This is a genomic window from Aeromonas sp. 1805 (assembly GCF_013085525.1).
GTDB classification, from domain to species: Bacteria; Pseudomonadota; Gammaproteobacteria; order Enterobacterales; family Aeromonadaceae; genus Aeromonas; species Aeromonas hydrophila.
Window position 1 is genome coordinate 1,303,696 of the sequence record NZ_CP038515.1, and the last position, 25,884, is coordinate 1,329,579.

Consider the following 25,884-nt stretch of genomic DNA (forward strand, 5'->3'; position numbering starts at 1 on the left):
CTTATCCTTTTCTGAACCCCGGTTAAACGGCTTGTGAGATATTCGCCATTCACCTCGTGAGTAAAGCGCCGAAAAAGCTCTCGCGATAGTCGGAAGATAGGATCAAAAAACCTGAACACAAATAAAACAAACCACTGATTTAAAATGAAATATATCGAAACAAGTTTCCTTCGTAACGAGATGCGTAAAAACGTTTTTCAATCTGCCGTTGTCGTGCCCCGTGAAATCCTTATAGTTACTCCTGCACGGACGCAATGAAGTCGGTCAGGAAGACTGGCTGCCAGGGTTGGGCAAATGGACTCACCACAGGATGTGGTAAAGGACACCTCCCAGGACGGAGAAAGTGCGACGGGAACGGATGACTCGTCAGGCCATGATGGCTAAAGGACACCCCAAAGGATTGGGAAGGGGAAACCTAAAGGAAGAGGTATAGTCAGGGATTGCAGGGAGCAACTTCGTTCAAGGACATGAGCGATAAGACTATCGGGGGCGACGCAAGTCGCCCCCATCTTTTTTGGCTATTTTTCTTCGGCGGCCAACCTCCGGCATCTACTCGAGCCGGAAGTGGCCCACAATCTCCCGCAGCCTGTCGTAGGTCTGCTGCATCGCGGCGGAGCTGGCTACCGTCTCCTCCCCGTTGTGAGTCAGCTGCCGGATCACCTCGGCAATCGCACTCATGTTGCGATTGATCTCTTCGGCTACCGCGCTCTGCTGCTCCGCCGCCGTGGCGATGTGGCTGATAAGATCGTTGATCTCCACCACCTCTCCCGCCATCAGATCCAGCGATTCATTGACCCGGGTGGTGTTCTCGGCGGCGCCCTGGCAACTCTGCTTGGTGTTGCTCATGGCATCCACCACCGTCTGGGTACCCCGCTGCAGACTGGCCAGCATGGTCTGGATCTCCGCCGTGCTCTGCTGGGTGCGAGCGGCGAGGGAGCGCACCTCGTCGGCCACCACCGCAAAACCGCGCCCCTGCTCGCCAGCCCGGGCCGCCTCGATGGCGGCGTTGAGGGCCAGCAGGTTGGTCTGCTCGGCTATGCTGCCGATAACCCCCAGCACGGAGCCAATCTGCTGCACATCTTGCTGCATCGCCTCGATGGAGCGGGCAGTGGCCTCCACTTCATCCACCAGCGCCATCACGCTGGCCATGGCCTGATCCACCACCTGACGGGACTGGCTCGCCAGCTGCTGGCTCTGGCCGGTCAGCTGGGCCGTGCTGGCCGCACTCTCAGAGACGGAGACTGCGGTGCGACTCATCTCGTTGATGGCGGTCACCACCTGTTCGGTTTCCCGCACATGATCTGCCAGCAGGGACTGGGCGGCCCCGGTCTGGCTGGCCAGCCCCTCGATACCGCTGTTGAGCTGGCCGCTGGCCTGCCGTACCTCGTTCATCATCTCCTGCAGCCGCTCGATAAAGCGGTTGATGCCGGCCGAAATCTGGCCCAGATCATCGGTACTGGTTACCGCCAGCCGACGGGTCAGGTCGCCGCTGCCACGGGAGAGCTCCAGCACCAGATCCCGCAGCGAAAGGATGGGACGGTAGGCGAGATTGAGCGCCAGTACGGCGAGCACCATCACCACCACGGCAACCCCGAGCAACGCCATGATGATCTGGCCGTTGAGTGCCTGGGTCATGATACGGATGTAGTCGAGATCGATATAGCCGGTCAGCGTCCAGCTGCTGCCGCGAATATCCAGCGCATTGGGACGAGCCTCGCTCTCTCCCTGCGGCTTGCTGCTGTAGAGCACATTGCCCTGCCCATCGGCCAGCGAGAAGTAACGCCCCTCGCCGCTCACCTTCTCCAGCAGGTTCTTGAACTCGCTCATGTCGAGGTAATAAAGGTAGGCAGAGTCGGCCCCTCGCGGCACCAGAATGGAGATGACGGGCTTGCCATCCACCTGCTGCAGGGGGCTGACGGTGATCTGGTTGTTGGCGGCGGGGATCAGCTTGCGCAGCGCATCGACCTTGGCCGTATCGTTGATGACCCCACTCACGTCGAACGCCATGTCGCCAATAACCTTGACGATATTGTGAAAGCCGGTCTCTTCCAGCGTCTTCTTGACGTTGGTCACCCCGAAGTTGAGGTTGGCCGCCAGCAGGATTTTTTGATTGATGTCGCTGGCCAGCTTCTCTTTGACCAGGGTGATCTGCTCGTTGATGTTCTGGGTGGCCTGAGTGCGGATATAGGCGCTGATGAAGTGATTGACGCTGAACCAGGCAGTGCCGATGGTGACCAGAATGGCCAGCAGCAGCAAGACGTAAATCTTGACCTTGAATGGCATGGGATCCCTCCAGAAGAGAGGGCTGGCACTGCCAACCCTCTCTGCCAATCGTTATTTCTTCTTGGCGTACTTCATGGAGTCCAGCGCCACCGCCAGAATGATGATGCCGCCCTTGATGATGAACTGCCAGTAAGGGCTGACCCCGATATAGGTCAAACCATAGTTGATCAATGTAAAGATGAGTACCCCGGTGATCACCCCGGCGACCGTGCCCACCCCACCGGCAAACGACACCCCGCCCACCACGCAGGCGGCGATGGCATCGAGTTCATACATGAAGCCGAGGTTGTTGGTGGCACTGCCGATCCGGCCCGCTTCCAGCATGCCGCCGAAGGCGTAGAACACCCCTGCCAGCGCATAGATCATCACCAGATTGACCGCCACGTTGACGCCGGAAACCTTGGCGGCTTCCGGGTTGCCGCCGATGGCGAAGATGTTCTTGCCAAAGCGGGTCTTGTTCCACAGTACCCAGACGAACACGCTGGCGATGGCGGCATAGAAGGTCAGATAGGATAGCTTGAAGCCGCCCAGCTTGATGAACCCCTGCGCGAAGCTGGAGAAACGGGGGTCAAAACCGGCCACCGGCGAAGCCCCTACCGAGTCAAAGTAGAGGGAGTTGATGCCGTAGACGATGATCATGGTGCCCAGGGTGGTAATGAACGGGGTGACGTTCAGATAAGCCACGATGAGACCGTTGACCAGACCAATCAGGGCCCCCACCACGCACACCAGCAGGATCACCGCCGGAATGGGCACTTCACCCAGGCTGGGAAACACCTTGTTGACGTTGGTCAGCGCCTGCAGCATGGTCGCCGCGATGAGCGCCGCCAGGCCGACCTGACGACCGGCCGACAGATCCGTACCCTGGGTGATGATGATGCCTGCCACCCCCAGCGCTATGATGACCCGTACCGAAGACTGGGTCAGGATGTTGCTGAAGTTGGTGAGACTCAGGAAGGAGGGTTCCTTGATCACGATGATCATGAGCAGCACCAGCAGCACCACGTAGATGCCGTTCTCCTTGAGCGCCCGCATCAGATTGAAATTTTTAGCCGACTCCATAAATGTCTTCCTGTCTCTAGAGGTACAGAGATGCCAGGCGCAGTATCTCGCTCTGGTCAGTTTCTTTGGTATTGACGATCCCGGCGACCCGGCCATTGCTCATGACCATGATGCGATCCGTGATGCCGAGCAGTTCGGGCATTTCCGACGAGATGATGATGATGCCCTTGTCCTTCTTCGCCAGCTCCAGGATGAGCTGATAGATCTCGAACTTGGCACCCACATCGATGCCGCGAGTCGGTTCGTCCAGCATCAGGATCTCCGGCTGGGTCAGCAGCCAGCGGCCGATGATCACCTTCTGCTGGTTGCCTCCCGACAGGGAGCCGATCTGGGTCTGCTGGGTCGGTGTCTTGACCCGCATGGAGTCGATGACCCACTGGGTATCACTCTTCATCTTGTTGTCGCTGAGCAGCCCCATGGAACCCTTGTAGTTGTCCATGTTGGCGATCAGGGAGTTGAAGGCGATGTCGAGGCGCGAATAGATGCCGGTGGAGCGCCGCTCCTCGGTCACCAGTGCAAAGCCGTTGCGGATCGCCTCGTGGGCATTGTGGTTCGCCACCGGCTGACCGTGCAGCTTGATGATCCCTTCACTGCGATCGCGGATGCCGAACAGGGTCTCGACGATGTCGGTGCGCTTGGCCCCCACCAGTCCGGCGATGCCGAGGATCTCCCCCTTGTGCAGGTTGAAGGTGATGTCCTGAATGGAGGGTTGGTTCTTCGCCGTCAGGTGCTCGACTTCGAGGATCACCTCTTTCGGCTGGTTGGTCTTCTCCGGGAAGCGCTGGGTCAACTCACGACCGACCATCATGCCGATGATCTGATCCATGGTCATGCCCTTGAGCGGCTGGGTCGCTACCCACTGGCCATCCCGCAATATGGTGATCTCGTCACACAGCTGGAAGATCTCTTCCATCTTGTGGGAGATGTAGACGATGCCGCAGCCCTTCTCCTTGAGCTTGTTGATGATCTTGAAGAGGTGGCTCACCTCTTTCTCGGTCAGCGAGGAAGTGGGCTCGTCCATGATGACGATCTTGGCGTCGTAGGAGAACGCCTTGGCGATCTCGATCATCTGCATCTGGGAGACGGAGAGGGTTCCGACCTTGACCCGCGGGTCGATGTCGATGTCCAGCTCGTCGAAGATATGCTTGGTGTCCTGATACATCTTGCCGTGGTCGACGAACAGCCCCTTGGTGGGATAGCGGCCGAGCCACATGTTGTCCATCACCGAGCGTTGCAGCACCAGGTTCAACTCCTGATGCACCATGGAGACGCCATTCTCCAGCGCCTCTTTGGAGGAGGTGAAGTTGATCTCCTGCCCCTTGAAGAAGATCTTGCCCTGATCCTTCTCGTAAATGCCGAACAGGCACTTGAGCAACGTGGATTTTCCTGCCCCGTTCTCGCCCATCAACGCATGCACAGAATGAGGACGGACCCGTAAATTGACATTATCGAGTGCCTTGACGCCGGGAAAGCTTTTACTGACGTCAATCATCTCCAACAGCCATTCTGATTGTTGCTGTGTTGTCATATCAGCCATCACATCTGGTTGAAACTGAGGGCAAGGGGAGACCCCTTGCCCGGGAGGAGGGAATTATTCGAATTTGGACAGGTTGTCAGCATCGACACCAACGTAGGGAACGCGCACAACCTTGTTGACGATGTTCCACTTGGTGCCTTCACCGGCCGCTTTGCCTTCCGCCAGGTTCTTGGTCAGCTCGTAAGTCGCCTTGGCCTGGTTGGCGGCATCGTTCAGCACGGTACCGGCCATGGCACCGCTCTTGACCAGTGCCAGCGCTTCCGGCAGGGCATCAACCCCGAATACCGGGATGGCGGTCTTGCCCTGGGCCTTCAGCGACTCGACGGCACCCATCGCCATGCCATCGTTGTTGGCGATGACCACTTCGATCTTGTTGGCATTGGGGCCGGAGATCCAGGCGTCCATCTTGTCCTTGGCCATGGCGGTATCCCACATACCGGTATCCATGTGCAGCTGCTCGGTCTTGATGCCGCCGTCGTTCAGCGTCTTGATGACGTAGGTGGTGCGGGCTTCGGCATCGGGGTGACCCGGCTCGCCCTTGAGCAGCACGAACTGGATGACGCCGTCCTTGTTCAGATCCCAGGCCGGGTTGGCTTTCCAGTGCTTGGCGATCAGCTGACCCTGGATGATGCCTGACTCCTTGGAGTCGGTACCCACGTAGTAAGCCTTGTCATAGCTGGCGAGATCGGCAGCGCTCGGCTCCTTGTTGTAGAACACCACGGGCACGTCCTCGCCACGGGCCTTCTCGATCACGACCGGGGCCGCCGCCGGGTCAACCAGGTTGATGGCCAGCGCCTTCACGCCTTTGGCCAGCAGTACGTCGACCTGATCGTTCTGCTTGGACTGGTCATTCTGGGAGTCATTCATCAGCAGCTCCACCCCAGGGTTGGCCGCAGCTTCCTTCTCGATTGCCTTGCGCACTACCGCCATGAAGTTGTCGTCGTATTTGTAGACGGTCACCCCGATGCGGGTTTCGGCATGAGCGGTGGCCCCAGCCATCAGGCTCATCAGTACGGCGGCAATGGTCGTGATCTTTTTCATTGTTATGCTCCGATCTCTCTATCTGTTTTTGTAGGGAATGCTGTACACCAAGTGAACTGGCGCCAGCCTAATGTAATCAGTTTGTTGTATGACAATCTGTGATCATGACAACAAAATGAAAACGTTTACACTCTGTTACATAGCAACAAATCAATTAAAAATCATGCAGTTATAGTTACTCATCAAGACTTAAGCCCTGAACGAGGCTATTTCTTGTTAAGCAATCGCTCAGATTCAGCGTAGAACACAGTTCCAATAGTAGCCGCCCGGCTGCAACCAATATTCCGGCCGCACGCTCTGGCTCCAGGAATCATCGCCCCCAATCCCCATATGAAAGCCATCGAGACAGAGGTGCAGCCCTCCCTCGGCCACCAGATCGGTCTGGTGGCGGGCCTGTGCCAGCTGCTGCTGACTGAAGCGGCTCAGGCTGAAATGGAACAGCCCCTCGACCTCGACACTACCCAGTTGCAGCTGGCGGGTGTCGCAGCGCAGTCCGTTGTCGGTCGGGAACACATACGCGGTGTGCAGCGCATCGAGCGACGACTGCCAGCGACCGAGGTCGGCAGCCAGCAGGCGATCCGGATAGTTCTCGTGCGGACCACGCCCCAGCCAGCTCACCTCCTCCCCTGTCGCCAGCACTTCGTCGGTCAGCCAGAGCCGGGCGCCGATGCGCGGCAGGGAGGGCATCTCGGCCGCTACCTGCACCTCGATGGCGAGGCGCATGGCCCCATCCTGATCGAACTGGTGGCGCCAGCGGGTCAGCAGCTTGAGCGTATCGCCGACGAAGTAGCCATGACGCACAGTCACAACCCCTTGGTCAGGGCTCACTACCAGGTCGAGGCAGCGGTGCTGCAATTCATTGAGCCCGGCCTCCTGCCAGCGAGCGATCCAGGCGTTGGGATCGGCGTGATCCGCCTCGCTGGTACCAATGTCGTTGTCGAGCGGCGCCCGATAGAAGTGATCGGCGATGGCCTCTTTCAGCTGCTCGCGGCCCAGCTTGCACCAGCTGTGGACGCGGCCACTGGCCTTGTCCAACCGCCACTCGCTGGTGGCCACCCGGATCTGCCAGCCATCCGCCAGCTCAATAAAGGTGGCCGGCGTGCGGGCGACAGGCAGCGCCAGCGGCGCAGGCAACATGCATTGCTGGCGCGCCACCTCGTGACCGGCCGCAGACCAGGGCGTGGCGGCAAGCTGCACGATGGCGAGATCCAGCCAGGCGAGCGCCCCCGGCGCAAAGGCCGGCAACCGCTCCAGCAGAGTCAGCGTCACGCTTCCCTGCGGCGCCAGGGTGAGTGGGCATTCACCCTGGCTCACCACCACGCCGTCTTCGCACAACCGCCACTGCAACCGCTCGTTGTCCGTCTCGCGAAACAGGTACTCGCTGCGGATCTCGACCGTCAGCGGTTGCCGCTCGAGCAGCCTCAACCCGAACGGCTGCTGGGCACGTTTTGCCTCGAACAGGGCGGGATGGGGGGTGCGGTCGGGGAACACCAAACCGTTGCAGCAGAACTGGCGATCATTCGGGGTATCGCCGAAATCACCGCCATAGGCCCAGAAATAGCGGCCGTCATCGGTCAGCTTGTCCAGTCCCTGATCGACCCAATCCCAGACGAAACCACCCTGCAGCCGCGGATGATCGCGAAATGCCTGCCAGTAGTGGGCATAGCCCCCCAGGCTGTTGCCCATGGCGTGGGCGTATTCACACAGGATCAGCGGGCGGGTCTCGCCCGGCAGGCCGATCCACTTGGCCAGCGCCCACTTGGGCACCGCCGGGAAAGGCTGATCCTGATGGGTGCGGGCATACATGGGGCAGATGATGTCGGTGGCCGGCGTATCGGCCCCACCCCCTTCGTATTGCACCGGACGACTCGGATCCGCCCGCTTGACCCAGCCATACATGGCATCGTGGGCCGGGCCGTAACCCGACTCGTTGCCAAGGGACCAGATGATGATGCTGGGGTGATTGAAGTCGCGGGCCACCATGCGGGTCACCCGCTCCAAGAAGGCGTTACTCCAGGCGGGATCCCGCGCCAGCCGCCCCATGGGGGTCATGCCGTGGGTCTCCAGGTTCGCCTCGTCCAGCACGTAGAGGCCGAGCCGGTCGCACAGCCGATAAAGCTCGGGGTGATTGGGATAGTGAGAACAGCGCACCGCGTTGAAGTTGTGCCGCTTCATCAACAGCAGATCTTGCTCGATGGCGGCAGGGGTCACCACATGGCCGCTGGCCGCATCGTGTTCGTGACGGTTGGCGCCGCGAATAAGCAGCGGCTGGCCGTTGACCCGCAGCAGGCCGCCACGGATCTCCACCGCCCGAAAGCCCACGTCATAGGCTTCGCTCTCGATAGGTTCCCCCTGCTCGTCCAGCAGGGTCAGGGTGAGGCGATAGAGGTGGGGGGTCTCGGCGCTCCACTTGCGCGGGGCCGCCACCTCGAGCCAGCACTCGGCGCGATCGTCATACGCCCCTTTCTCGTCAATGGCTTGCGTGCCGATCGGCTGGCGCAGGGTCGCCACCCGCTCACCGCCGTCATAGAGATTGGCCGCCACCGACAGACCAGCCCCATTGGCCGCCTGCAGCGCGATCTTGAGGCGGCCATCGCGATAGCAGGCGTCCAGCTCTGGGGCGACCCTAATGTCCATCAGATGACGGGCCGGTTTGTGCAGCAGGCTGACGGAGCGGAAGATGCCGCTCATGCGCCACATGTCCTGATCTTCCAGATAGGAGCCGTCGGACCAGCGCAGCACCAGCACTGCCAGCCGGTTGTCACCGCTGCAGAGGAAAGAGGTCAGATCAAACTCGGCAGGCAGCCGGCTGTCCTGAGAGTAACCGACCCAGCGACCGTTGCAGAAGAGGTGAAAGGCGCTGTCCACCCCGTCGAAGATGATCCGGGTCTGGCCGCTGACGAGCCAGTCGGCCGGCACGCTGAACTCGCGGGAGTAGCAGCCGGTGGGATTCTCGGCCGGCACCCGCGGTGGATCGCACGGGAAGGGATATTTGATGTTGGTGTAGATGGGCACATCTGTCGCAGGCCGCAACCCTGGGTAGGCCGCATCCAGCTGCCAGTTGCCCGGCACCTTGATGGCACAGGCATCCGGCAGATCCTCGACCAGCCAGTGCTCCGGCACCAGCTCGGGCGCCGCGAAGAAGGAGAAACGCCACTCCCCATCCAGCAGGGTGCGCGATGGCGAGGCGAGATCATCCCGCGCCGCGGCTTCGCTGCGCCAGCTGAACAAGGGGGTATGGGCAGGCAACCGATTCACTGCGGTAATCGCCTGGGTCTGCCAGTCCTGACGGGCCACTATCTCCCTGAGCATTCTTCTCTCTCCCTGCATGAACGCCGAAAACGTATGCAGTGTAGGGGAGTTTTGCCCGGTGATCGGCGATCTCGCTCACACAGATGTAAACGATTACACTGAATTTGTTAAGTAAAACAGGGTAAAAATGCGCTAAATGCAGGTAAAAGGCGAAGGCTCCGGATCAGGCGCCGCAAAAACGGCGATCCGGAGCGATAAACGGAAGTAAATGAAAGGGATCAGCTTCGAACGGGCGCCACCGAGTGACGGTTGATCAGGGTCGGGGTGTAAATGCGGCTCTGCACCGCCTCGCTTTCCCCCGCCGCCAGCTGCAGAGCCAGCTTGGCCGCCTGGGCTGCCATCAGTTCAACCGGATAGCGCATGGTGGAGAGCTTGGGGCGCAGGTATCTGGCATAGATGATGTCATCGAAGCCCACCACCGACACCTCCTCCGGCACCTTGAGGCCGTTGTCCGCCAGCACCGAGATGGCCCCCGCCGCCATGGCATCGTTGTAGGCCACCACGGCCGTGATGGGCAGCCCCTTGGCCAGCAGGTTGAGCATGGCGCGCTCACCGCCCTCCTCGTTGGGCATGCCGCTCTCCACCAGCTCGGGATCGGCGCGCAGCCCCGCTTCGGCCAGCGCATCCTGATAGCCCTGCAGCCGCAGGATGGCATCCTCGATGGCGTGATCCGAACTGAGGAAGGCGATGTGGCGGTGACCCAGCTCCAGCAGATGGCGGGTCGCCGTGGCGGCCCCCTGCCGGTTGTTGAGGGCGATGCAGCGCCCCTTGAGTGCCGGGATGTCGCGGTTGATCAGCACCATGCCGGGCACCCGCAGCGCATAGTCGATCAGCTCCTCGTCGCTCAGCGCCTTGCTGTGCACCACCAGCGCCTCGCAGCGCTTGCCGATCAGCAGTTCGATGGATTCGCGCTCCTGCCGTGCCTTGTGAAAACCATTACCCATCAACAGGTGCAGACCCTGCTCCACCGCCACCGCGGCCACCCCCTTGACCAGGGCGCCGAAGAAGGGATCCGCCACGTCGCCCACCAGCACCCCCATGGTGTCACAGGTCTGGCTGACCAGTGCCCGCGCGTTGGCATTGGGGGTGTAGCCCAGTTCGGCCATGGCCTTCTGAACCACCTCGCGGGAAGCGGCGCTGGCCTTGGGTGAGTTGTTCATCACCCGTGAAACCGTTGCCACCGATACGTTGGCCAAACGGGCGACATCCTTGATGGTACTCATGCTGTTTTCACTTATTTCACGGCTCGGGATGGCGCCATTATACCGAGCAATGTCACTGATAACAGGGGGGAAAACCATATTGCTGAAATGATGACCATCAAAACAAGTGTAATCGTTTACACATATTTGTTAGCCAGTTCACAGTTTGCCCGCCGGCCCCTCGGCTAGACTCCTTCACAGGCTTTTTTCAGCGTGGAGATGAGGATGAAAGTACTGGTCACCGGCGGCTGCGGCTACATCGGCAGCCACACCTGCCTGGCACTGCAAGCGGCTGGCATGGAGCCCGTGGTGGTGGACAACCTCTGCAACAGCAAGGCGGGCGTACTGGCTCGCATCGCCGCCATCAGCGGGCGCGAGCCCCGCTTCTATCAGGGGGACATCCGTGACCCGGCCCTGCTGGATCGCATCTTCAGCGAGCAACGGATCGATGCCGTGATCCACTTCGCCGCCCTCAAGGCGGTCGGCGAGTCCACCCGCCTCCCCCTCGCATACTACGAGAACAACCTGAGCGGCACCCTGGTATTGCTGCAGGCGATGCAGCGGGCCGGCGTCCATAACCTGGTGTTCAGCTCGTCGGCCACCGTCTACGGCGACCCGGCCAGCACCCCCATCCGGGAGGATTTCCCGCGTAGCGCCACCAACCCCTACGGCCGATCCAAGCTGATCATCGAAGAGATCCTCGAGGATCTGCAGCGGGCCGAGCCGCACTGGAGCATGACCCTGCTGCGCTACTTCAACCCGGTCGGCGCTCACGAGTCGGGCACCATGGGGGAAGATCCCCAGGGGATCCCCAACAACCTCATGCCGTTTTTGACCCAGGTCGCCATCGGCCGGCGCGACTGCCTTTCCATCTTTGGTAACGATTACCCCACCGTCGACGGTACCGGCGTGCGCGACTACATCCACGTGATGGATCTCGCCGAAGGGCACGTCAAGGCGCTGCAGCACTGCGCCAGCAAGGGTGGCGTACACGTCTACAACCTGGGCACGGGCCAGGGCCAGAGCGTGTTGCAGATGGTCACGGCGTTCGAGGCGGCCAGCGGCCGCCCCTTGCCCTATCGCATCGAACCAAGACGTCCCGGTGACATTGCCGAATGCTGGGCCGATCCCACCAAGGCCGAGCGCGAGCTGGGCTGGCGTGCCCGGCGGGATCTGGCCGCCATGTGCGCCGACAGCTGGCGCTGGCAATCCGCCAACCCCCAGGGGTACGAGGCGTGATGTCCGTTTTGCTCCCTTCTCCCGTCGCGGGAAAGGGGCCACAGATGAGAGGCGCACCTGCCCTCATCACTGTCCGCAATACCTTTATTGAGCTTGAGGAGTGATGATGTTCAACCCGGTTGATCACCCCCACCGTCGTTTCAACCCGCTGACCGGCCAATACGTGCTGGTCTCCCCCCACAGGGCCAAGCGCCCCTGGCAGGGCCAGGTCGAGAAGGTGAGCCAGGCGCCGAGCCAGGCCCATGATCCCGACTGCTTCCTCTGTGCCGGCAACAAGCGCGTCACCGGCGACCAGAATCCCGACTATCGGGATACCTTCGTCTTTACCAACGACTTCGCCGCCCTGATGCAGGACACCCCGGCCGCCAGTGGCCAGCAGGATCCCCTGCTCAAGCTGGAAGCCGCCCGTGGCACCAGCCGGGTCATCTGCTTCTCGCCGGATCACGGCAAGACCCTGCCCGAGCTGCCCCTGCCTGCCATCGAGCAGGTGATCACCACCTGGATGGAGCAGGTGGCCGAGCTGTCGGCCCAGTGGGAGTGGGTGCAGGTGTTTGAAAACAAGGGCGCCGTCATGGGTTGCTCCAACCCTCATCCCCACGGTCAGCTGTGGGGCAGCGACTTCCTGCCCAATGAAATTGCCCGCGAAGAGCAGCACCAGCGCGACTGGCTGGCGGAGCACGGCCGCCCGCTGCTGGTCGACTACGTGGAGCGGGAGCTCAAAGACAGATCCCGCATCGTGGTGGAGACCGCCCACTGGCTGGCGGTAGTGCCCTTCTGGGCGGCCTGGCCGTTCGAGACCCTGCTGCTGCCCAAGCGCCACGTTCCCTCCCTGCTCGACCTCACCCCCGAGCTGCAGCAGGATCTGGCCATCGCGCTCAAGGAGCTCACCAGCCGCTACGACAATCTGTTCGAGTGCAGCTTCCCCTACTCCATGGGCTGGCACTTTGCCCCGCCCCGCTCCGACTGCCCAGAGGCGTGGCAACTGCATGCCCACTTCTATCCGCCGCTGCTGCGCTCCGCCACGGTGCGCAAATTCATGGTGGGCTTCGAGATGCTGGCCGAGACCCAGCGTGACCTTACCCCGGAACAAGCCGCGGAACGGCTGCGGGCGCTTTCCCCCATTCATTACAACCAGACCAATCAGGCCAACGAGGAGGCCCTATGACCCCGAGCCAGCGCGTCAGCGCCGTGTTTGCCGAGCAGTTTGAGCAACAACCCGACCTGCTGGTACGGGCCCCCGGCCGCGTCAACCTCATCGGCGAGCACACCGACTACAACGACGGCTTCGTGCTGCCCTGCGCCATCGACTACGAGACCTGCGTCGCCATCGGCCTGCGCGATGACAGCCTGGTGCACGTGATCGCCGCCGACTACGGCAACCAGCGCGACCTGTTCGATCTCGACCAGCCCATCGGCCACCATGCCGACCAGCGCTGGAGCGACTACATCCGCGGCGTGGTGAAGTACCTGCAGGAGCGAGGCTATGCCCTGCGCGGCCTCAATCTGGTGGTCTCCGGCAACGTGCCGCAGGGGGCCGGCCTCTCCTCTTCCGCCTCGCTGGAGGTGGCCATCGGCCAGGCTTTCAAGGAGGCACTGGGGCTCGCCATCACGCAGGCCGAGATTGCCCTCAACGGCCAGCAGGCGGAGAACCAGTTCGTCGGCTGCAACTGCGGCATCATGGACCAGATGATCTCCGCCAGCGGCAAACAGGATCATGCCCTGCTGCTCGACTGTCGCTCGCTGGAAACCCGGCTCATCCCCATGCCCACCGATCTGGCGGTGCTGATCGTCAACTCCAACGTGCGCCGCGGCCTGGTGGACAGTGAATACAACACCCGCCGCCAGCAGTGCGAAGCAGCCGCCCGTCACTACGGGGTCAAGGCGCTGCGCGATCTGGATCTGGCGGCGCTGGAAGCGGGCAAGGCCGGGCTGGATGAGGTCTGCTACCGCCGTGCCCGTCACGTGGTGGGCGACAACAGCCGCACCCTGGCCGCCGCCGACGCGTTGGCGCAAGGGGATCTGGTGCGCCTCGGCGAGCTGATGGCCGACTCCCACGCCGCCATGCGCGATGACTTCGAAATTACCGTGCCCGCCATCGATGGTCTGGTGGAGATCATCAAGGCCAGGATCGGCACCGAGGGCGGTGTGCGGATGACCGGTGGCGGCTTCGGTGGCTGCGTGGTCGCCCTGCTGCACCCCGACAAGGTGGCCGAGGTGATCGCCGCGGTCGATGTCGAGTACCCGGCCCGCTTCGGCCTCAAGGCCGACAGCTACGTCTGCCGCGCCAGCGCGGGGGCGGGAAAACTATGAGCCCATTGATGATGCAGGCCGACGGCGACGTCTGCCTGATCGGCAATACAGGTGCAGGCAGACTATGAGCGACGCCATGATCCCGTTCGAGCTGGAAAACGAGGAGGGGTTGCGCCTGCGCGGCCTCGATTTCGGCGCCACCCTCACCTCCCTCACCCTGCCGGTGGCGGGCGGGCGCCGCGAAGTGCTGCTGGGCTGTGCCGATGAGGCCTACCCCGCTCAGCAGGTGTGGCTGGGGGCAGTGGCGGGGCGCTTTGCCAACCGCATCGGCGGCGCCGAGCTGCTGCGCGACGGCCAGCGCTGGCCGCTGGATGCCAACCAGTCACCCCACTGCCTGCACGGCGGACGGGCGGGGTTTCATCGCCAGCACTGGCAGATCAAGGAGCGGGAGGCGGACCGGGTCAGGCTGACCCTGCTCTCCCGAGCGGGGGATCAGGGCTTTCCCGGCAACCTGCGGGTCACGCTGGAGTACCGGCTGGAGCAGTGCGATCTGGTGGTGGATTTCGTCGCCAGCACGGATGCCGCGACCCCGGTCAGCCTCACCAGCCACACCTACTTCAATCTCGATGACAATCCGGACGGTGGCGATGTGCGCAACCACCTCATCCGCCTCAATGCCGACCGTTTCCTGCCGACTGACCCGAGCGGGCTACCGCTCGCGCTCACACCGGTGGAGGGGCCGTTCGATCTGCGCCACGAACGCCTTATCGGACAAGATTGGCTGAGCCATCCCCAGCAGCAACAGGCCAAGGGGTATGACCACGCCTTCGTGCTCAACGGGCCGAGCGCCGAGTGGGCGGCGCGGGTGGTCTCGGGGGATCGCCAGCTGGCCATGGAGGTCTACACCAACCAGCCCTCGCTGCAGTTCTACACCGGCAACTGGCTGGCCAATACGCCGGCGCGTGATGGCCGACTCCATCAGGATCACGCCGGCTTCTGTCTGGAGGCCCAGCAACTGCCGGACAGCCCCAACCGGCCCGAGCTGGGGGATCCCTGGCTGTTGCCGGGGCAGACTTATCGTCACCAGACCCGTTATCGCTTTATCACCGCCAGCTGACCCCGGCGCCCTCCGCCAAGCCAGCCCTGACAATCCCAGGCGCGGCCGGGGCGGCGTCACCGTTTCGCGGCACTCTGGCTACACGCTGGCCCCGCGCGCTCTGCTCAACGCCGACATGGCGGATGAAGAGGGCGCGGGGTCACCTGTCACATCCACTCGCACACAAGCCCACGCAAGGAGTCGTTATGGATGATCACTACCTCGCCGCCCCCGACCGCTATCAGCGCCAGGCCTATCGACCCGCCGGTCGCCACGGCCTGCGCCTGCCCGGCATCGCTCTCGGGCTCTGGCACAACTTCGGCGCCGAGTGCGATCCCGCCACTGCGAAAGCCATGATGCACCAGGCGTTCGATCTGGGCATCACCCACTTCGATCTGGCCAACAACTACGGGCCGCCGCCGGGGTCGGCCGAGATCACCTTCGGCAAGCTGCTCAAGGGTAGCCTGGCTCCCTATCGGGACGAGCTCATCATCGCCAGCAAGGCAGGATACATCATGTGGGATGGCCCCTACGGCGATGGCGGCAGCGCCAAATACCTGTTTGCCAGCCTGCACCAGAGCCTGCGCCGGCTCGATCTGGACTACGTGGATATCTTCTATCACCACAGGCCGGATCCGCGCACCCCGCTGGAGGAAACCTGTCAGGCGCTGGCCCTGATGGTACGTCAGGGCAAGGCGCTCTACGTCGGCCTCTCCAACTACCCGGCCCCGCTCGCCGCGCAGGCCGCCGCCCGGCTGGCGGAGCTGGGCACCCCCTGTCTGGTCAATCAGCTCAAATACTCCCTGTTCCAGCGCGATATTGAGCCCGAAACCCTGCCGGTCTGCCGCGAGCACGGCATGGGGGTGGTCGCCTTCTCCCCACTGGCCGGCGGGCTGCTGAGCGATCGCTACCTGGCCGGCATTCCAGCGGATTCGCGCGCCGCCAGTGCCAGCCCCTTCCTCAAGCCTGAGCAGATCACCGCCGGCAAGCTGGCCACCATCCGCGACCTGCATGCGCTGGCGCAGCAGCGGGACCAACCGCTGTCGCAACTGGCGCTGCAGTGGGTGCTGCGCGACTCTGTGGTGAGCTGTGCCCTGATCGGTGCCAGCAGCCCGCAGCAGATTGTCAGCGCAGTGGAAGCCCAGGCCCAACCCCCGCTGGATGCGGCGCTGCTGCAGCAAATCGAGGGGATCCTGGCCAACCAGGGCACCGCCTGATCGGGGCCGATGCCGACAGCGAACAAATCTGACCCGAACGAAAACCCATGGCCCCGCCGTCGCTCCCGCCGGCGGGGCCTGGCGCCGATACAATATTCACTGGTTGCCCGCCCGATTTTCCTCCATCATTGGTCGCCCCTGGCTCGGCTCGGGGCCGACTTCATCCGGACCAATAATCAAGAGATCTGAAACATGACAGAGTCTTACGCCCTGTTTGTCGCCTTCGTGCTGGGCATTGTGGAGGGCCTGACCGAGTTCCTCCCCGTCTCCTCCACCGGCCACATGATCATCGTCGGCCACCTGCTTGGCTTCGACGGCCCCAAGGCTGCCACCTTCGAAGTGGTGATCCAGATGGGCTCCATCCTGGCGGTGGTCGCCGTGTTCTGGCGCCGCCTGTTTGGCCTGATTGGCATCCACTTCGGCCAGAAACCGGCGCAGGGACACGCCACCCTCTCGCTGGTGCACATCATCCTCGGCATGCTGCCCGCCGTGATCATCGGTCTCGCCATCCATAGCTGGATCAAGGCCCATCTGTTCGGCCCGCAAACCGTGATGTACGCCCTGGTGGCCGGTGGCATCCTGCTGATCATCGCCGAGAAGTTTCGCCCGGCGGTGCGCTCCGAAACCCTGGACGACATCAGCTACAAGCAGGCGCTAGGCATCGGTCTGTTCCAGTGTCTGGCGCTCTGGCCCGGTTTCTCCCGCTCCGGTGCCACCATCAGCGGCGGCATGCTAATGGGGATCAGCCGCCAGGCGGCGGCCGAGTTCTCCTTCATCCTGGCGGTGCCCATGATGGTGGCGGCCAGCGGGCTGGATCTCTACAAGAGCCGGGATCTGCTCTCCATGGCCGACTTCCCCATGTTCGCGGTGGGCTTCATCACCGCCTTCGTGGTGGCCATGATCGCCATCAAGACCTTCCTGGCGCTGATCCGTCGCCTCGACTTCATCCCGTTCGCCATCTACCGCTTCGTGGTGGCCTTCGCCGTCTATCTGGTGTTCGTCGCCTGATCCGGCCGCGACACCATGCAAAAAGGGACCTCGAGGGTCCCTTTTTTATTGCCGCCATGGCTCAGTAGAGGCGATGGCTGATGCCGTTGAGCAGCCGCGACAACCCCTTGGTGAACTGTACCGGCGCGTCCTGCACCGTGTAGCAGAGGCAGCCGTCCGGGGTGTGCGGACTGTGGGCGTGGCTGGCATCGCGCCAGATGAAGTCCCCGGCCTGATAGCGGGTGTCGCCATCTTCGATGGTGCCAGCCAGCAGCAAGGTCAGCTCGTAACCCTTGTGGGTATGCTCCGGGATGCGGCCACCCGCCTCTATGTGCAGCAGGCTGGCGCGGGCCCCCTGCTCGTCGAGCGGCAGGCTCACCTGCCGGATGGCGCCGATGTGGCGCCAGCTGGGTGCGTGGTGACGGGCCAGCACCCTGGGCAACCGGTACGACTGGCCCGCCACCTGCAGCTCGGGCTGGACCGCCGCCGACTGACTCAACGCGGCGGCACTGGCCACCGGCTGCTGCAGGATGCCGGCCAGCATGGCATCGAACGCCGCCGGCAAGGGCTCGCACTCTTCGGTGGGCGCCAGGTATTGCCGGGCCAGCTCCTCTTCGCAGGCCCGCAGCCGGGCCGCGCAATCGGGGCAGAGCTCGCAGTGAGCGGAAACGCCGACGGCCAGCGGCAGGGGCAGTTCGTCGGCGGCAAAGGCGCGCAACATGGCCTGAACGGGATGGGCTTTAATCATGGCCTTGCTCCACTTGTTCCTTCAATTTTTGTAATGCCAGTCTGAGGCGGGATTTGATGGTGCCGATCGGCACACCGAGCCGGTCCGCCAGCTCCTGCTGGGAGAGCTCCTGCAGGTAGATGCCGCGCACCACCTGCTGCTGCGGTTCCGGCAGGGTGCCCACGTAATGGGCCATCTGGCGGGTCAGCACGGCGTCTTCGCCGCCGCTCAGGTGCTCCTCTTCCGCCCTGAACTCCAGCATGGGCCACAGCTCTTCGGCGCAGAGTTCTTCTTTGCTGGCGCGGCGTCGGCGCAGCATGTCGAAGCCCTGATTGCGCATCACGGTGTAGATCCAGGTGGTGGCAGCCCCCTTGTCGGGGTGATAGAGCCGGGCCTTCTGCCACACCAGCAGCATGGTCTCCTGTACCAGCTCCATGGCGTTGGCCTCGCTGCCGAGGTGGCGCAGCCCGTAGCTGCGGATGCGCGGGGCAAAGTGCTGGAACAGGGTGGCGAAGGCGGCCTTGTCGCCATGCTCGGCCACCCGCACCAGCAGGGATTTCAGATCGCCGGCGGGGTCATCCATGGGGGGCGATATCCTGTGCGGAGTCGATTGTGATTGGCCAGTATATGCCATGGCGCCGTACCTTGAAGAGGGTGATGAGTGCCAATACGTGCGCCGCAGCAAAAGGATCACCGGCGCCGTATCAAAGAGAGCTCAGTGACTGGCGACCAGCAACCCGCTCAACAGGGAGAGTGCCGGCTGGTTGTCTTCCGCCGCCACCAGCCACTGCTTCTGCTCCACCGGAATGGGCAGCACCTCCAGCCAGCGCTGGGCCACCCAGCTGGCATCGCCCCAGTCGGGGTTGCGATAGAGGGCCGCGTATTCCGGATAGTCCTCGAACACCTCCTGCAGCGCCCTGGCCAGCGAGTGCTGGTCGGCATTGAGCCGGCCGGTGCGCCAGGGGGGCAGTTGTTCCACCTCCCCAACCCGCAAGCCGTCTGCCTCCTGCCACAGATCGGTGATCCTGACCCGCTCCATGCCGAGCACCGTGATGCCGAGCAGGCCGTCCGGCAGTTGATCGAAGTCGACGATCCGCACCCGGGTGGCGATGGGGTACATGTTGCGCAGCGCATCGGGCTGGCGGGGATCCAGCATGCAGAGGGCGAAGCCCTGATCTCCCGCCTGGGCGATCATGCGCTGGTATCTGGGCTCGAAGATGCGCAGCGGCATGATGCCACCGGGCAGCAGATGGGCCGAGAGGGGAAACAGCGCCAGTTTCATCGACAGATTCCTCGGTAAAAGGTCCCTGTTGATACGACCGTGCCGACGGGGCAGATCATTCAGAACGAGTTGGAATAAAAAACCCCTTAACAATCAGGGGAAAATAGCCTGGACAAGCCGCTTCGATATGCAGTAGAAATGGATAAGCACCACAATTTCCGTCCAATATTCTGGATTACGGTGCCAAATGCAGTGAAATATCCGTCCGTCCCACTCCGGCGGGCCGTCCCTATAGTTTTCTCGGGCCGATGCGGGTAAAATTCACGCCCTTATATATCAGTCATTTTTCGACGCGCAACCTTGGTGGTCAGTTATGAAAGAGCATATTCATCATCTACTTGAACAAACGGTAGCCAATCTGAAGTCAGCGGGCGTCCTGCCGGCGGACCTGGAAGCCCGCGTGCAAGTAGACCGATGCAAGGAGAAGGCTCACGGCGACCTGGCCACCAACCTGGCCATGCTGCTGGCCAAACCGGCCCGCAAGAATCCCCGTGAGCTGGCCGCTGCCATCATCGAGCACCTGCCCGCCTCCGATCTGATCGCCAAGGTCGAGATCGCCGGCCCCGGCTTCATCAACTTCTTCTTCGACCCGAGCTGGCTGGCCGGTCAGGTGGAGGCCATGGTCGCCTCTGCCAACGCCAACGTGAAGCTGCCGGCGCCGCAGACCGTGGTGGTGGACTACTCCGCCCCCAACGTGGCCAAGGAGATGGCGGTGCACCACATTCGTTCCACCGTCCTCGGTGACGTGGCCGCCCGCGCGCTGGAGTTCCTCGGCCACAAGGTGGTGCGTGCCAACCACATCGGTGACTGGGGTACCCAGTTCGGCATGCTGATCGCCTATCTGGAGAAGATGGCTAACGAGCACGCCTCCGACATGGAGCTGCGCGATCTGGAAGCCTTCTACACCCAGGCCAAGCGTCACTACGACGAAGACGAAGCCTTCGCCGAGCGCGCGCGCAACTACGTGGTCAAGCTGCAGGGCGGCGATGAGTACTGCCGTACCATGTGGAAGAAGCTGGTCGACATGACCATGGAGCAGAACCAGCGCAACTACGACCGCCTGAATGTCTCCCTGACCAACAAGGACATCATGGGCGAGTCCATGTACAACGACATGCTGCCGGAGATCGTCGCCGATCTGAAAGCGCGCGGCCTGGCGGTCGAGAGCGAAGGCGCCACCGTCGTCTTCCTGGACGAGTACAAGAACAAGGATGGCGAGCCCATGGGCGTCATCATCCAGAAGAGCGATGGCGGCTTCCTCTACACCACCACCGACATCGCCTGTGCCAAATACCGTTACGAAACCCTGGGCGCCGACCGGGTGATGTACTTCATCGACTCCCGTCAGCACCAGCACCTGATGCAGGCCTGGACCATCACCCGCAAGGCGGGCTATGTGCCGGAATCCGTACCGCTCGAGCACCACGCCTTCGGCATGATGCTGGGCAAGGACGGCCGTCCCTACAAGACCCGTTCCGGCGGTACCGTCAAGCTGGTCGAACTGCTGAACGAAGCCGAAGAGCGCGCCAACGCCCTGCTGGAGAGCCGCAACAGCGACCTCTCTGCCGAAGAGAAGGCCCAGGTGGTGCACGCCATCGCCATGGGCGCGGTCAAGTATGCGGATCTCTCCAAGAACCGTACCACCGACTACATCTTCGACTGGGATCTGATGCTCTCCTTTGAAGGCAACACGGCGCCATACCTGCAGTACGCCTACACCCGTATCCAGTCCATCTTCCGCAAGGCCGGCGTCGATGCCGACACCCTGAGCGGTCATGTGATCCTGAGCGAGGAAGCGGAAGAGGTGCTGGCCCAAAAGCTGATCCAGTTCTCCGACGCGGTCAACGGCGTGGCGGACAAGGGCATGCCGCACCTGCTCTGTACCTATCTGTACGAGCTGTCCGGCAACTTCATGACCTTCTACGAAGCCTGCCCGATCAACAAGGATGGCGTCGACGAAGCGACCCGTCAGAGCCGCCTGCTGCTGTGCGCCGCCACCGCCAAGGTCCTCAAGCTGGGTCTGGGCGTACTGGGCATCCACACCCTGGAGCGCATGTAATAGATGGCGACCCGGGATTATGTCGGCAGCCGCCCGCGACGTCGGGCGGGTGGTCGCAACACCAAGAAAGCGGCACCTCGCCGCTTTCCTGTTATCCCGGCCCTGCTGGCCGGGGCGCTGCTGGCAGGGTTCGGCGGCTTCCTCTACACCATCAGTGGCAAGGGTCATGATGCCCCGACCATCGAAGAGCAGGTGAAAGCCAACAAGCCCAAGGCACAGAACAACGGTCTGCCGCAGGAGAAGTGGAGCTATATCGAACGGCTGGAGAACAAGCAGGTCGATATCACCGAGCCGCCGCCCCAGCCGGGCGTGCTGCCACCACCGCCAGCGGAAACCATGACCCTGCAGCCGGAGAAGCTGCCGCAACCGGTGCCGACCGACATTCCCCAGCCGGGTACCCCCATCGGTCAGGTGCAGCCCTACAAGCCGCAACCGGTACAACCGGCCAAGCCGGCGACCGGCGCACCGGTGGCCAGTGCCCAGGAGCAGGTGATCGACCGCAAGGCCGAACGGGATCGGATGGAGCGGGAGCTGCGCGCCGAACTGGAACGGGAACGGGCCGAGGCCGCCAAGGCCAAGGCGGCGACCCCGCCCGCGACGGCCGACAACGAACGCTACATGATGCAGTGCGCCGCGCTGCGCTCGCAGGATTCCGCCGAATCGCTCAAGGCGCGCATCGCCTTCACCGCCGGGCTCTCTTCCAGCCTGCAGGTGGTCAACGGGGCCGGTGGCGCCGTCTACAAGGTGATGGTCGGTCCCTTCAGCGGCAAGGCGGCGGCCGATGCGGCCAACCGCAAGCTGCAGGGCTCCGGCATCAGTGGCTGCATCCCCAAGAAGGGCTGATCGCCGCATGCATACCACAGGGCCGGGTGGCAACACCCGGCTCTGTTTCTTTTGGTGCCAGTTGCCACCGCGCCTCTCCCGTCCCGTCTGTCTCGCCACACCGCAGGCTTGAAAAGCCGGTTTGCCATCCCCATCTTTCTTGCCATGCACAGTCAGGCCGTCATTCGGCTCAAGCGAGGTAAGTAAAGTGACTACCATAGTTTCAGTTCGCCGCAACGGTCAGGTCGTCATCGGTGGCGATGGCCAGGTCTCCCTTGGCAACACCGTCATGAAGGGCAATGCCCGCAAGGTTCATCGCCTCTACAACGGCAAGGTACTGGCTGGTTTCGCCGGCGGCACCGCCGACGCCTTCACCCTGCTCGAGCGCTTCGAAGCCAAACTGCAGGCCCATCAGGGCAACCTGGAGCGCGCCGCCGTGGCGCTGGCCAAGGACTGGCGCACCGATCGCGCTCTGCGCCGCCTCGAGGCCCTGCTGGCCGTCGCCGACGAGCACAAATCCTTCATCATCACCGGCAACGGTGACGTGGTGCAGCCGGAACACGATCTCATCGCCATCGGCAGCGGCGGCAACTTTGCCCAGTCCGCCGCCATCGCCCTGCTGGAGAACACCGAGCTCGACGCCAAGAGCATCGTCGAGAAGTCCCTCAAGATTGCGGGCGACATCTGTGTGTTCACCAACGGCAACCACACCATCGAAGTGCTGGATTATTCAGCTAAATAAGTCGGCGAAATAGGGCCGCCAAATAAGGCCGCCAGCCAAACCCCATTTTCCAAGGGGTGGGCCCTGCCCGCCCCGGATACAGGAACGCCATCATGTCCGAGATGACCCCGAGAGAAATCGTCCACGAGCTGGATCGTCACATCATCGGCCAGGCCGACGCCAAGCGCGCGGTCGCCGTCGCCCTGCGCAACCGCTGGCGCCGGATGCAACTCGATGAAGAGATGCGCCATGAAGTGACCCCGAAAAACATCCTGATGATCGGCCCGACCGGTGTCGGCAAGACCGAGATCGCCCGTCGCCTGGCCAAACTGGCCAACGCCCCCTTCATCAAGGTGGAAGCGACCAAGTTCACCGAAGTGGGCTATGTCGGCAAGGAAGTGGACAGCATCATCCGCGATCTGACCGATGCCGCCATCAAGCTGGTGCGCGAAACCGAGATGGAGAAGATGAAATACCGCGCCGAGGAAGCCGCCGAAGAGCGCATCCTCGACGCCCTGCTGCCCAACCCGCGCAACAGCTGGGGCGAGGAAGAGAAAGCCGACAACTCCAACACCCGCCAGATCTTCCGCAAGAAACTGCGGGAAGGTCAGCTGGATGACAAGGAGATCGAGCTGGAGCTCTCCGCCTCCCCGATGGGCGTCGAAATCATGACCCCGCCGGGCATGGAAGAGATGGCCAACCAGTTGCAGGGGCTGTTCCAGAACCTGGGCCAGAACCAGAAGAAGAAACGCAAGATCAAGGTCAAAGAGGCCATGAAGGCGCTGATCGAAGAGGAAGCGGCCCGCCTGGTCAATCCGGAAGAGCTGAAGCAGAAAGCGATCGCCGCGGTCGAGAACAACGGCATCGTCTTCCTCGACGAGATCGACAAGATCTGCAAGCGTGGCGAGAGCTCGGGCCCCGATGTCTCCCGTGAAGGGGTACAGCGCGACCTGCTGCCGCTGGTCGAGGGCTGCACCGTCAACACCAAGCACGGCATGGTCAAGACCGACCACATCCTGTTTGTCGCCTCCGGTGCCTTCCAGATCGCCAAGCCGTCAGATCTCATCCCCGAGCTGCAGGGCCGCCTGCCGATCCGGGTCGAGCTGACCGCGCTGACCACCGATGACTTCGAGCGGATCCTGACCGAGCCGAACGCCTCGCTGACCGATCAGTACCAGGCGCTGATGGCTACCGAAGGGGTCAAGATCGAGTTCACCAAGGATGGCATCCGCCGTCTGGCCGAAGCGGCCTGGCAGGTCAACGAGCGCACCGAGAACATCGGCGCCCGCCGCCTGCACACCGTGATGGAGCGCCTGATGGAAGACATCTCCTACGACGCCTCCGAGAAGTCCGGCGAGACCTTCGTCATCGACACCGACTACGTCAACGCCCACCTCGGCAAACTGATTGAAGACGAGGATCTGAGCCGCTTTATCCTGTAAATCGAGAACGAGGAGCTGAGCGGTTTACTATCCTGTAAGCGAACCGCTCAATCTCATCACAAGACGCCTCCCCTGTGGAGGCGTCTTTGTTTTCAGCGCCCTCCCGACTCGCAGCCTGCCCGGGTCGCATCGTCAGTCGTACCGCACTGGTCTCTTCCCGCCAGCCAGAGCGCAGCCAGCAGCAACACGCCGCTCAGGGCGAAGCTGGCCTGCATGGCGAAGTGCAGCTCGCTGGCACTGGCGACGGCCGGATCGCCCCCGCCCGCCAGACCGGCAAACAGGGCGCCGAGCCCGGCCGCCCCCGTCAGCTGACCCAGATTGCGCGCCAGGGTCAGCAACCCGGCCACGGCACCGCGCGCCTGTCCGCCGCTGCCCCCCATCACGGCGCTGTTGTTGGCGGTCTGAAACAGGGCGTAGCCGGCGGTCAGCAACAGGATCGGCAGCAGATAACCGAGCGGGCCAAGGGCTGCGCTGAGCACCGCCAGCAAGGCCGCGGCACCGCTCATCAGCAGCAATCCCAGCCGCACCACTGTGATGGCGCCGACCCTGTCCACCAGCCAGCCGGCGGGCAGCCCGGTCAGCGCCGCCAGCAGGGGCCCGCCCGAGATGAGCAACCCGCTGGTGAGTGGGTCGAGCCCGAATGCCCCCTGCAGATAGAAGGGGCCGATCAGCAAGGTCAGCACCATGATACCGGCCACCAGTGCACTGGCCGCCAGACCACCGCGCAGCCGACGGGTACCCAGCAGCGCCAGCGGCAACAGGGGGGCGGCAGAGCCCAGCTCGCTGCGCACCAGCCAGGCGGTGGCCAGCAGCGCCCCGCCACCCAGCCAGAGAGACAACGCCCCCGTCGAGGTAAGGGCCAGCCCATAGCAGAGCAGCGCCACCAGCAAGAGCGACAGACTCGCCAGATTGAGCCCCTCTCCCTCTGTGTACGCCGCATCCCGAGGCAGACCGAACAGGCCACAGACCAGCGCCAGCAGGCCGATCGGCAGCAGCGCGAGAAAGGCCGGCTGCCAGCCGGCAATATCCAGCAGCAGACCGCCAAACGAGGGGCCGAGCGCCGTGCCACAGGCCGAGAGAGTACCGAGCAGCCCCATGCCCCAGCCGCGCCGGGCCGGCGACACCAGCTGACCCACCATAGCCAGCGACAGCACCAGCATGCAAGCCGCTCCCGCCCCCTGCAGCACCCGGGCGGCGAGCAGCCAGCCGATGGTCGGCGCCAGCGCGCAGAGCAGGCTGGCCAGCACAAACAGCCCCATGCCCCAGAGCAGCAGGCGGCGCCGGCCGAACCTGTCCCCCAGCCGGCCCGCCACCACCGTCAGGCAGGTGAGCCCCAGCAGATAGGCCACCAGCACCCACTGCAGACTGGCGAAGGGAGCGGCAAAGTCCGCGCCCAGTGCCGGCAGCAGCATGCTGGCCATGCTCCCCGCCAGCATGGGCAACAGGGTGGCGAGGCCAAGCGCCAGCAGACCGAGGCGACGCGCAGCGGGAGGTAAAACGCGGGTGAAGGGTGACATGATCCGGGCTCCACAAAGGGGTGATGGTGACAAGGCTAGTGGGGCCGGTGAACAGGCGGAAGACGCACCCGTTGCAGCTTATCAATGC

The 25,884-nt window shown here is 63.1% G+C and carries 20 protein-coding genes; 10 read left to right on the forward strand and 10 right to left on the reverse strand.

The genetic code is table 11. The annotated features are described in order from the left end of the window. Positions 1–549: 549 nt before the first annotated feature. The 6 genes from E5E96_RS06245 to E5E96_RS06270 all read right to left on the reverse strand — a co-directional run bounded on the left by E5E96_RS06245 (position 550) and on the right by E5E96_RS06270 (position 10,458). The gene (locus tag E5E96_RS06245) at positions 550–2,283 is read right to left on the reverse strand and encodes a methyl-accepting chemotaxis protein (protein WP_171281750.1); all 1,734 of its coding nucleotides are present in this window, start codon (positions 2,281–2,283) and stop codon (positions 550–552) included. Positions 2,284–2,334: 51 nt separating this feature from the next. Continuing rightward, the gene (gene mglC / locus E5E96_RS06250; RefSeq protein ID WP_011707760.1) at positions 2,335–3,345 is read right to left on the reverse strand and encodes a galactose/methyl galactoside ABC transporter permease MglC; all 1,011 of its coding nucleotides are present in this window, start codon (positions 3,343–3,345) and stop codon (positions 2,335–2,337) included. A 16-nt stretch (positions 3,346–3,361) separates the two neighbouring features. Then, the gene (mglA, locus tag E5E96_RS06255; protein ID WP_011707761.1) at positions 3,362–4,882 is read right to left on the reverse strand and encodes a galactose/methyl galactoside ABC transporter ATP-binding protein MglA; all 1,521 of its coding nucleotides are present in this window, start codon (positions 4,880–4,882) and stop codon (positions 3,362–3,364) included. 54 nt (positions 4,883–4,936) lie between these two features. Next, positions 4,937–5,923, reverse strand: a complete 987-nt coding sequence (mglB, locus tag E5E96_RS06260; RefSeq protein WP_011707762.1) for a galactose/glucose ABC transporter substrate-binding protein MglB — start codon at positions 5,921–5,923, stop codon at positions 4,937–4,939. Between the two features lie 234 nt (positions 5,924–6,157). Continuing rightward, positions 6,158–9,235: a beta-galactosidase gene (locus E5E96_RS06265; RefSeq protein ID WP_171281751.1), complete on the reverse strand. Its 3,078-nt coding sequence runs from the start codon at positions 9,233–9,235 to the stop codon at positions 6,158–6,160. A 218-nt stretch (positions 9,236–9,453) separates the two neighbouring features. Further along, positions 9,454–10,458, reverse strand: a complete 1,005-nt coding sequence (locus tag E5E96_RS06270) for a substrate-binding domain-containing protein (RefSeq protein WP_011707764.1) — start codon at positions 10,456–10,458, stop codon at positions 9,454–9,456. Positions 10,459–10,662: 204 nt separating this feature from the next. Between E5E96_RS06270 and galE the strand changes: the two genes are divergently transcribed. From galE to bacA, 6 genes are all read left to right on the forward strand, one after another. After that, positions 10,663–11,676, forward strand: coding sequence for a UDP-glucose 4-epimerase GalE (galE, locus tag E5E96_RS06275; protein WP_171281752.1), 1,014 nt, complete (start codon positions 10,663–10,665; stop codon positions 11,674–11,676). A gap of 106 nt (positions 11,677–11,782) precedes the next feature. Continuing rightward, a complete protein-coding gene (locus tag E5E96_RS06280; protein WP_029302305.1) occupies positions 11,783–12,841 on the forward strand; it encodes a UDP-glucose--hexose-1-phosphate uridylyltransferase in 1,059 nt (352 codons plus the stop codon). Continuing rightward, a complete protein-coding gene (gene galK, locus E5E96_RS06285) occupies positions 12,838–13,986 on the forward strand; it encodes a galactokinase (protein WP_171281753.1) in 1,149 nt (382 codons plus the stop codon). Before E5E96_RS06280 ends, galK begins: the two co-directional genes overlap by 4 nt. A 64-nt stretch (positions 13,987–14,050) precedes the next feature. Continuing rightward, positions 14,051–15,043, forward strand: coding sequence for a galactose-1-epimerase (gene galM / locus E5E96_RS06290; RefSeq protein ID WP_171281754.1), 993 nt, complete (start codon positions 14,051–14,053; stop codon positions 15,041–15,043). 185 nt (positions 15,044–15,228) lie between these two features. Continuing rightward, positions 15,229–16,239, forward strand: a complete 1,011-nt coding sequence (locus E5E96_RS06295) for an aldo/keto reductase (protein ID WP_171281755.1) — start codon at positions 15,229–15,231, stop codon at positions 16,237–16,239. 192 nt (positions 16,240–16,431) lie between these two features. Then, positions 16,432–17,247 carry an undecaprenyl-diphosphate phosphatase gene (bacA, locus tag E5E96_RS06300; RefSeq protein ID WP_011707770.1) on the forward strand — a complete coding sequence of 272 codons (816 nt, stop codon included), beginning with the start codon at positions 16,432–16,434 and terminating at the stop codon, positions 17,245–17,247. Between the two features lie 61 nt (positions 17,248–17,308). Here the strand turns inward: bacA and E5E96_RS06305 are convergent, their stop codons facing one another. The 3 genes from E5E96_RS06305 to E5E96_RS06315 form a co-directional block, all read right to left on the reverse strand. Continuing rightward, the gene (locus E5E96_RS06305; protein ID WP_065475162.1) at positions 17,309–17,974 is read right to left on the reverse strand and encodes a ChrR family anti-sigma-E factor; all 666 of its coding nucleotides are present in this window, start codon (positions 17,972–17,974) and stop codon (positions 17,309–17,311) included. Beyond that, positions 17,967–18,536, reverse strand: a complete 570-nt coding sequence (locus E5E96_RS06310) for a sigma-70 family RNA polymerase sigma factor (RefSeq protein ID WP_171281756.1) — start codon at positions 18,534–18,536, stop codon at positions 17,967–17,969. Before E5E96_RS06310 ends, E5E96_RS06305 begins: the two co-directional genes overlap by 8 nt. Positions 18,537–18,668: 132 nt before the next feature. Beyond that, positions 18,669–19,235 carry an LON peptidase substrate-binding domain-containing protein gene (locus E5E96_RS06315; protein WP_065475158.1) on the reverse strand — a complete coding sequence of 189 codons (567 nt, stop codon included), beginning with the start codon at positions 19,233–19,235 and terminating at the stop codon, positions 18,669–18,671. 313 nt (positions 19,236–19,548) lie between these two features. On the opposite strand from E5E96_RS06315, the gene argS reads away from it, so the two are divergent. The 4 genes from argS to hslU all read left to right on the forward strand — a co-directional run bounded on the left by argS (position 19,549) and on the right by hslU (position 24,279). Then, positions 19,549–21,294 carry an arginine--tRNA ligase gene (gene argS, locus E5E96_RS06320; protein WP_171281757.1) on the forward strand — a complete coding sequence of 582 codons (1,746 nt, stop codon included), beginning with the start codon at positions 19,549–19,551 and terminating at the stop codon, positions 21,292–21,294. Positions 21,295–21,297: 3 nt separating this feature from the next. Continuing rightward, positions 21,298–22,137, forward strand: a complete 840-nt coding sequence (locus E5E96_RS06325; protein WP_011707775.1) for an SPOR domain-containing protein — start codon at positions 21,298–21,300, stop codon at positions 22,135–22,137. Between the two features lie 187 nt (positions 22,138–22,324). Then, positions 22,325–22,858 (forward strand): ATP-dependent protease subunit HslV, encoded by a 534-nt coding sequence (hslV, locus tag E5E96_RS06330; protein WP_005306539.1) that lies wholly within the window; start codon positions 22,325–22,327, stop codon positions 22,856–22,858. Positions 22,859–22,950: 92 nt separating this feature from the next. Next, the gene (hslU, locus tag E5E96_RS06335) at positions 22,951–24,279 is read left to right on the forward strand and encodes an HslU--HslV peptidase ATPase subunit (protein WP_024945162.1); all 1,329 of its coding nucleotides are present in this window, start codon (positions 22,951–22,953) and stop codon (positions 24,277–24,279) included. 92 nt (positions 24,280–24,371) lie between these two features. Here hslU and E5E96_RS06340 read toward each other — a convergent pair whose 3' ends face one another. Further along, positions 24,372–25,796, reverse strand: coding sequence for an MFS transporter (locus E5E96_RS06340; protein ID WP_171281758.1), 1,425 nt, complete (start codon positions 25,794–25,796; stop codon positions 24,372–24,374). Positions 25,797–25,884 lie beyond the last annotated feature (88 nt).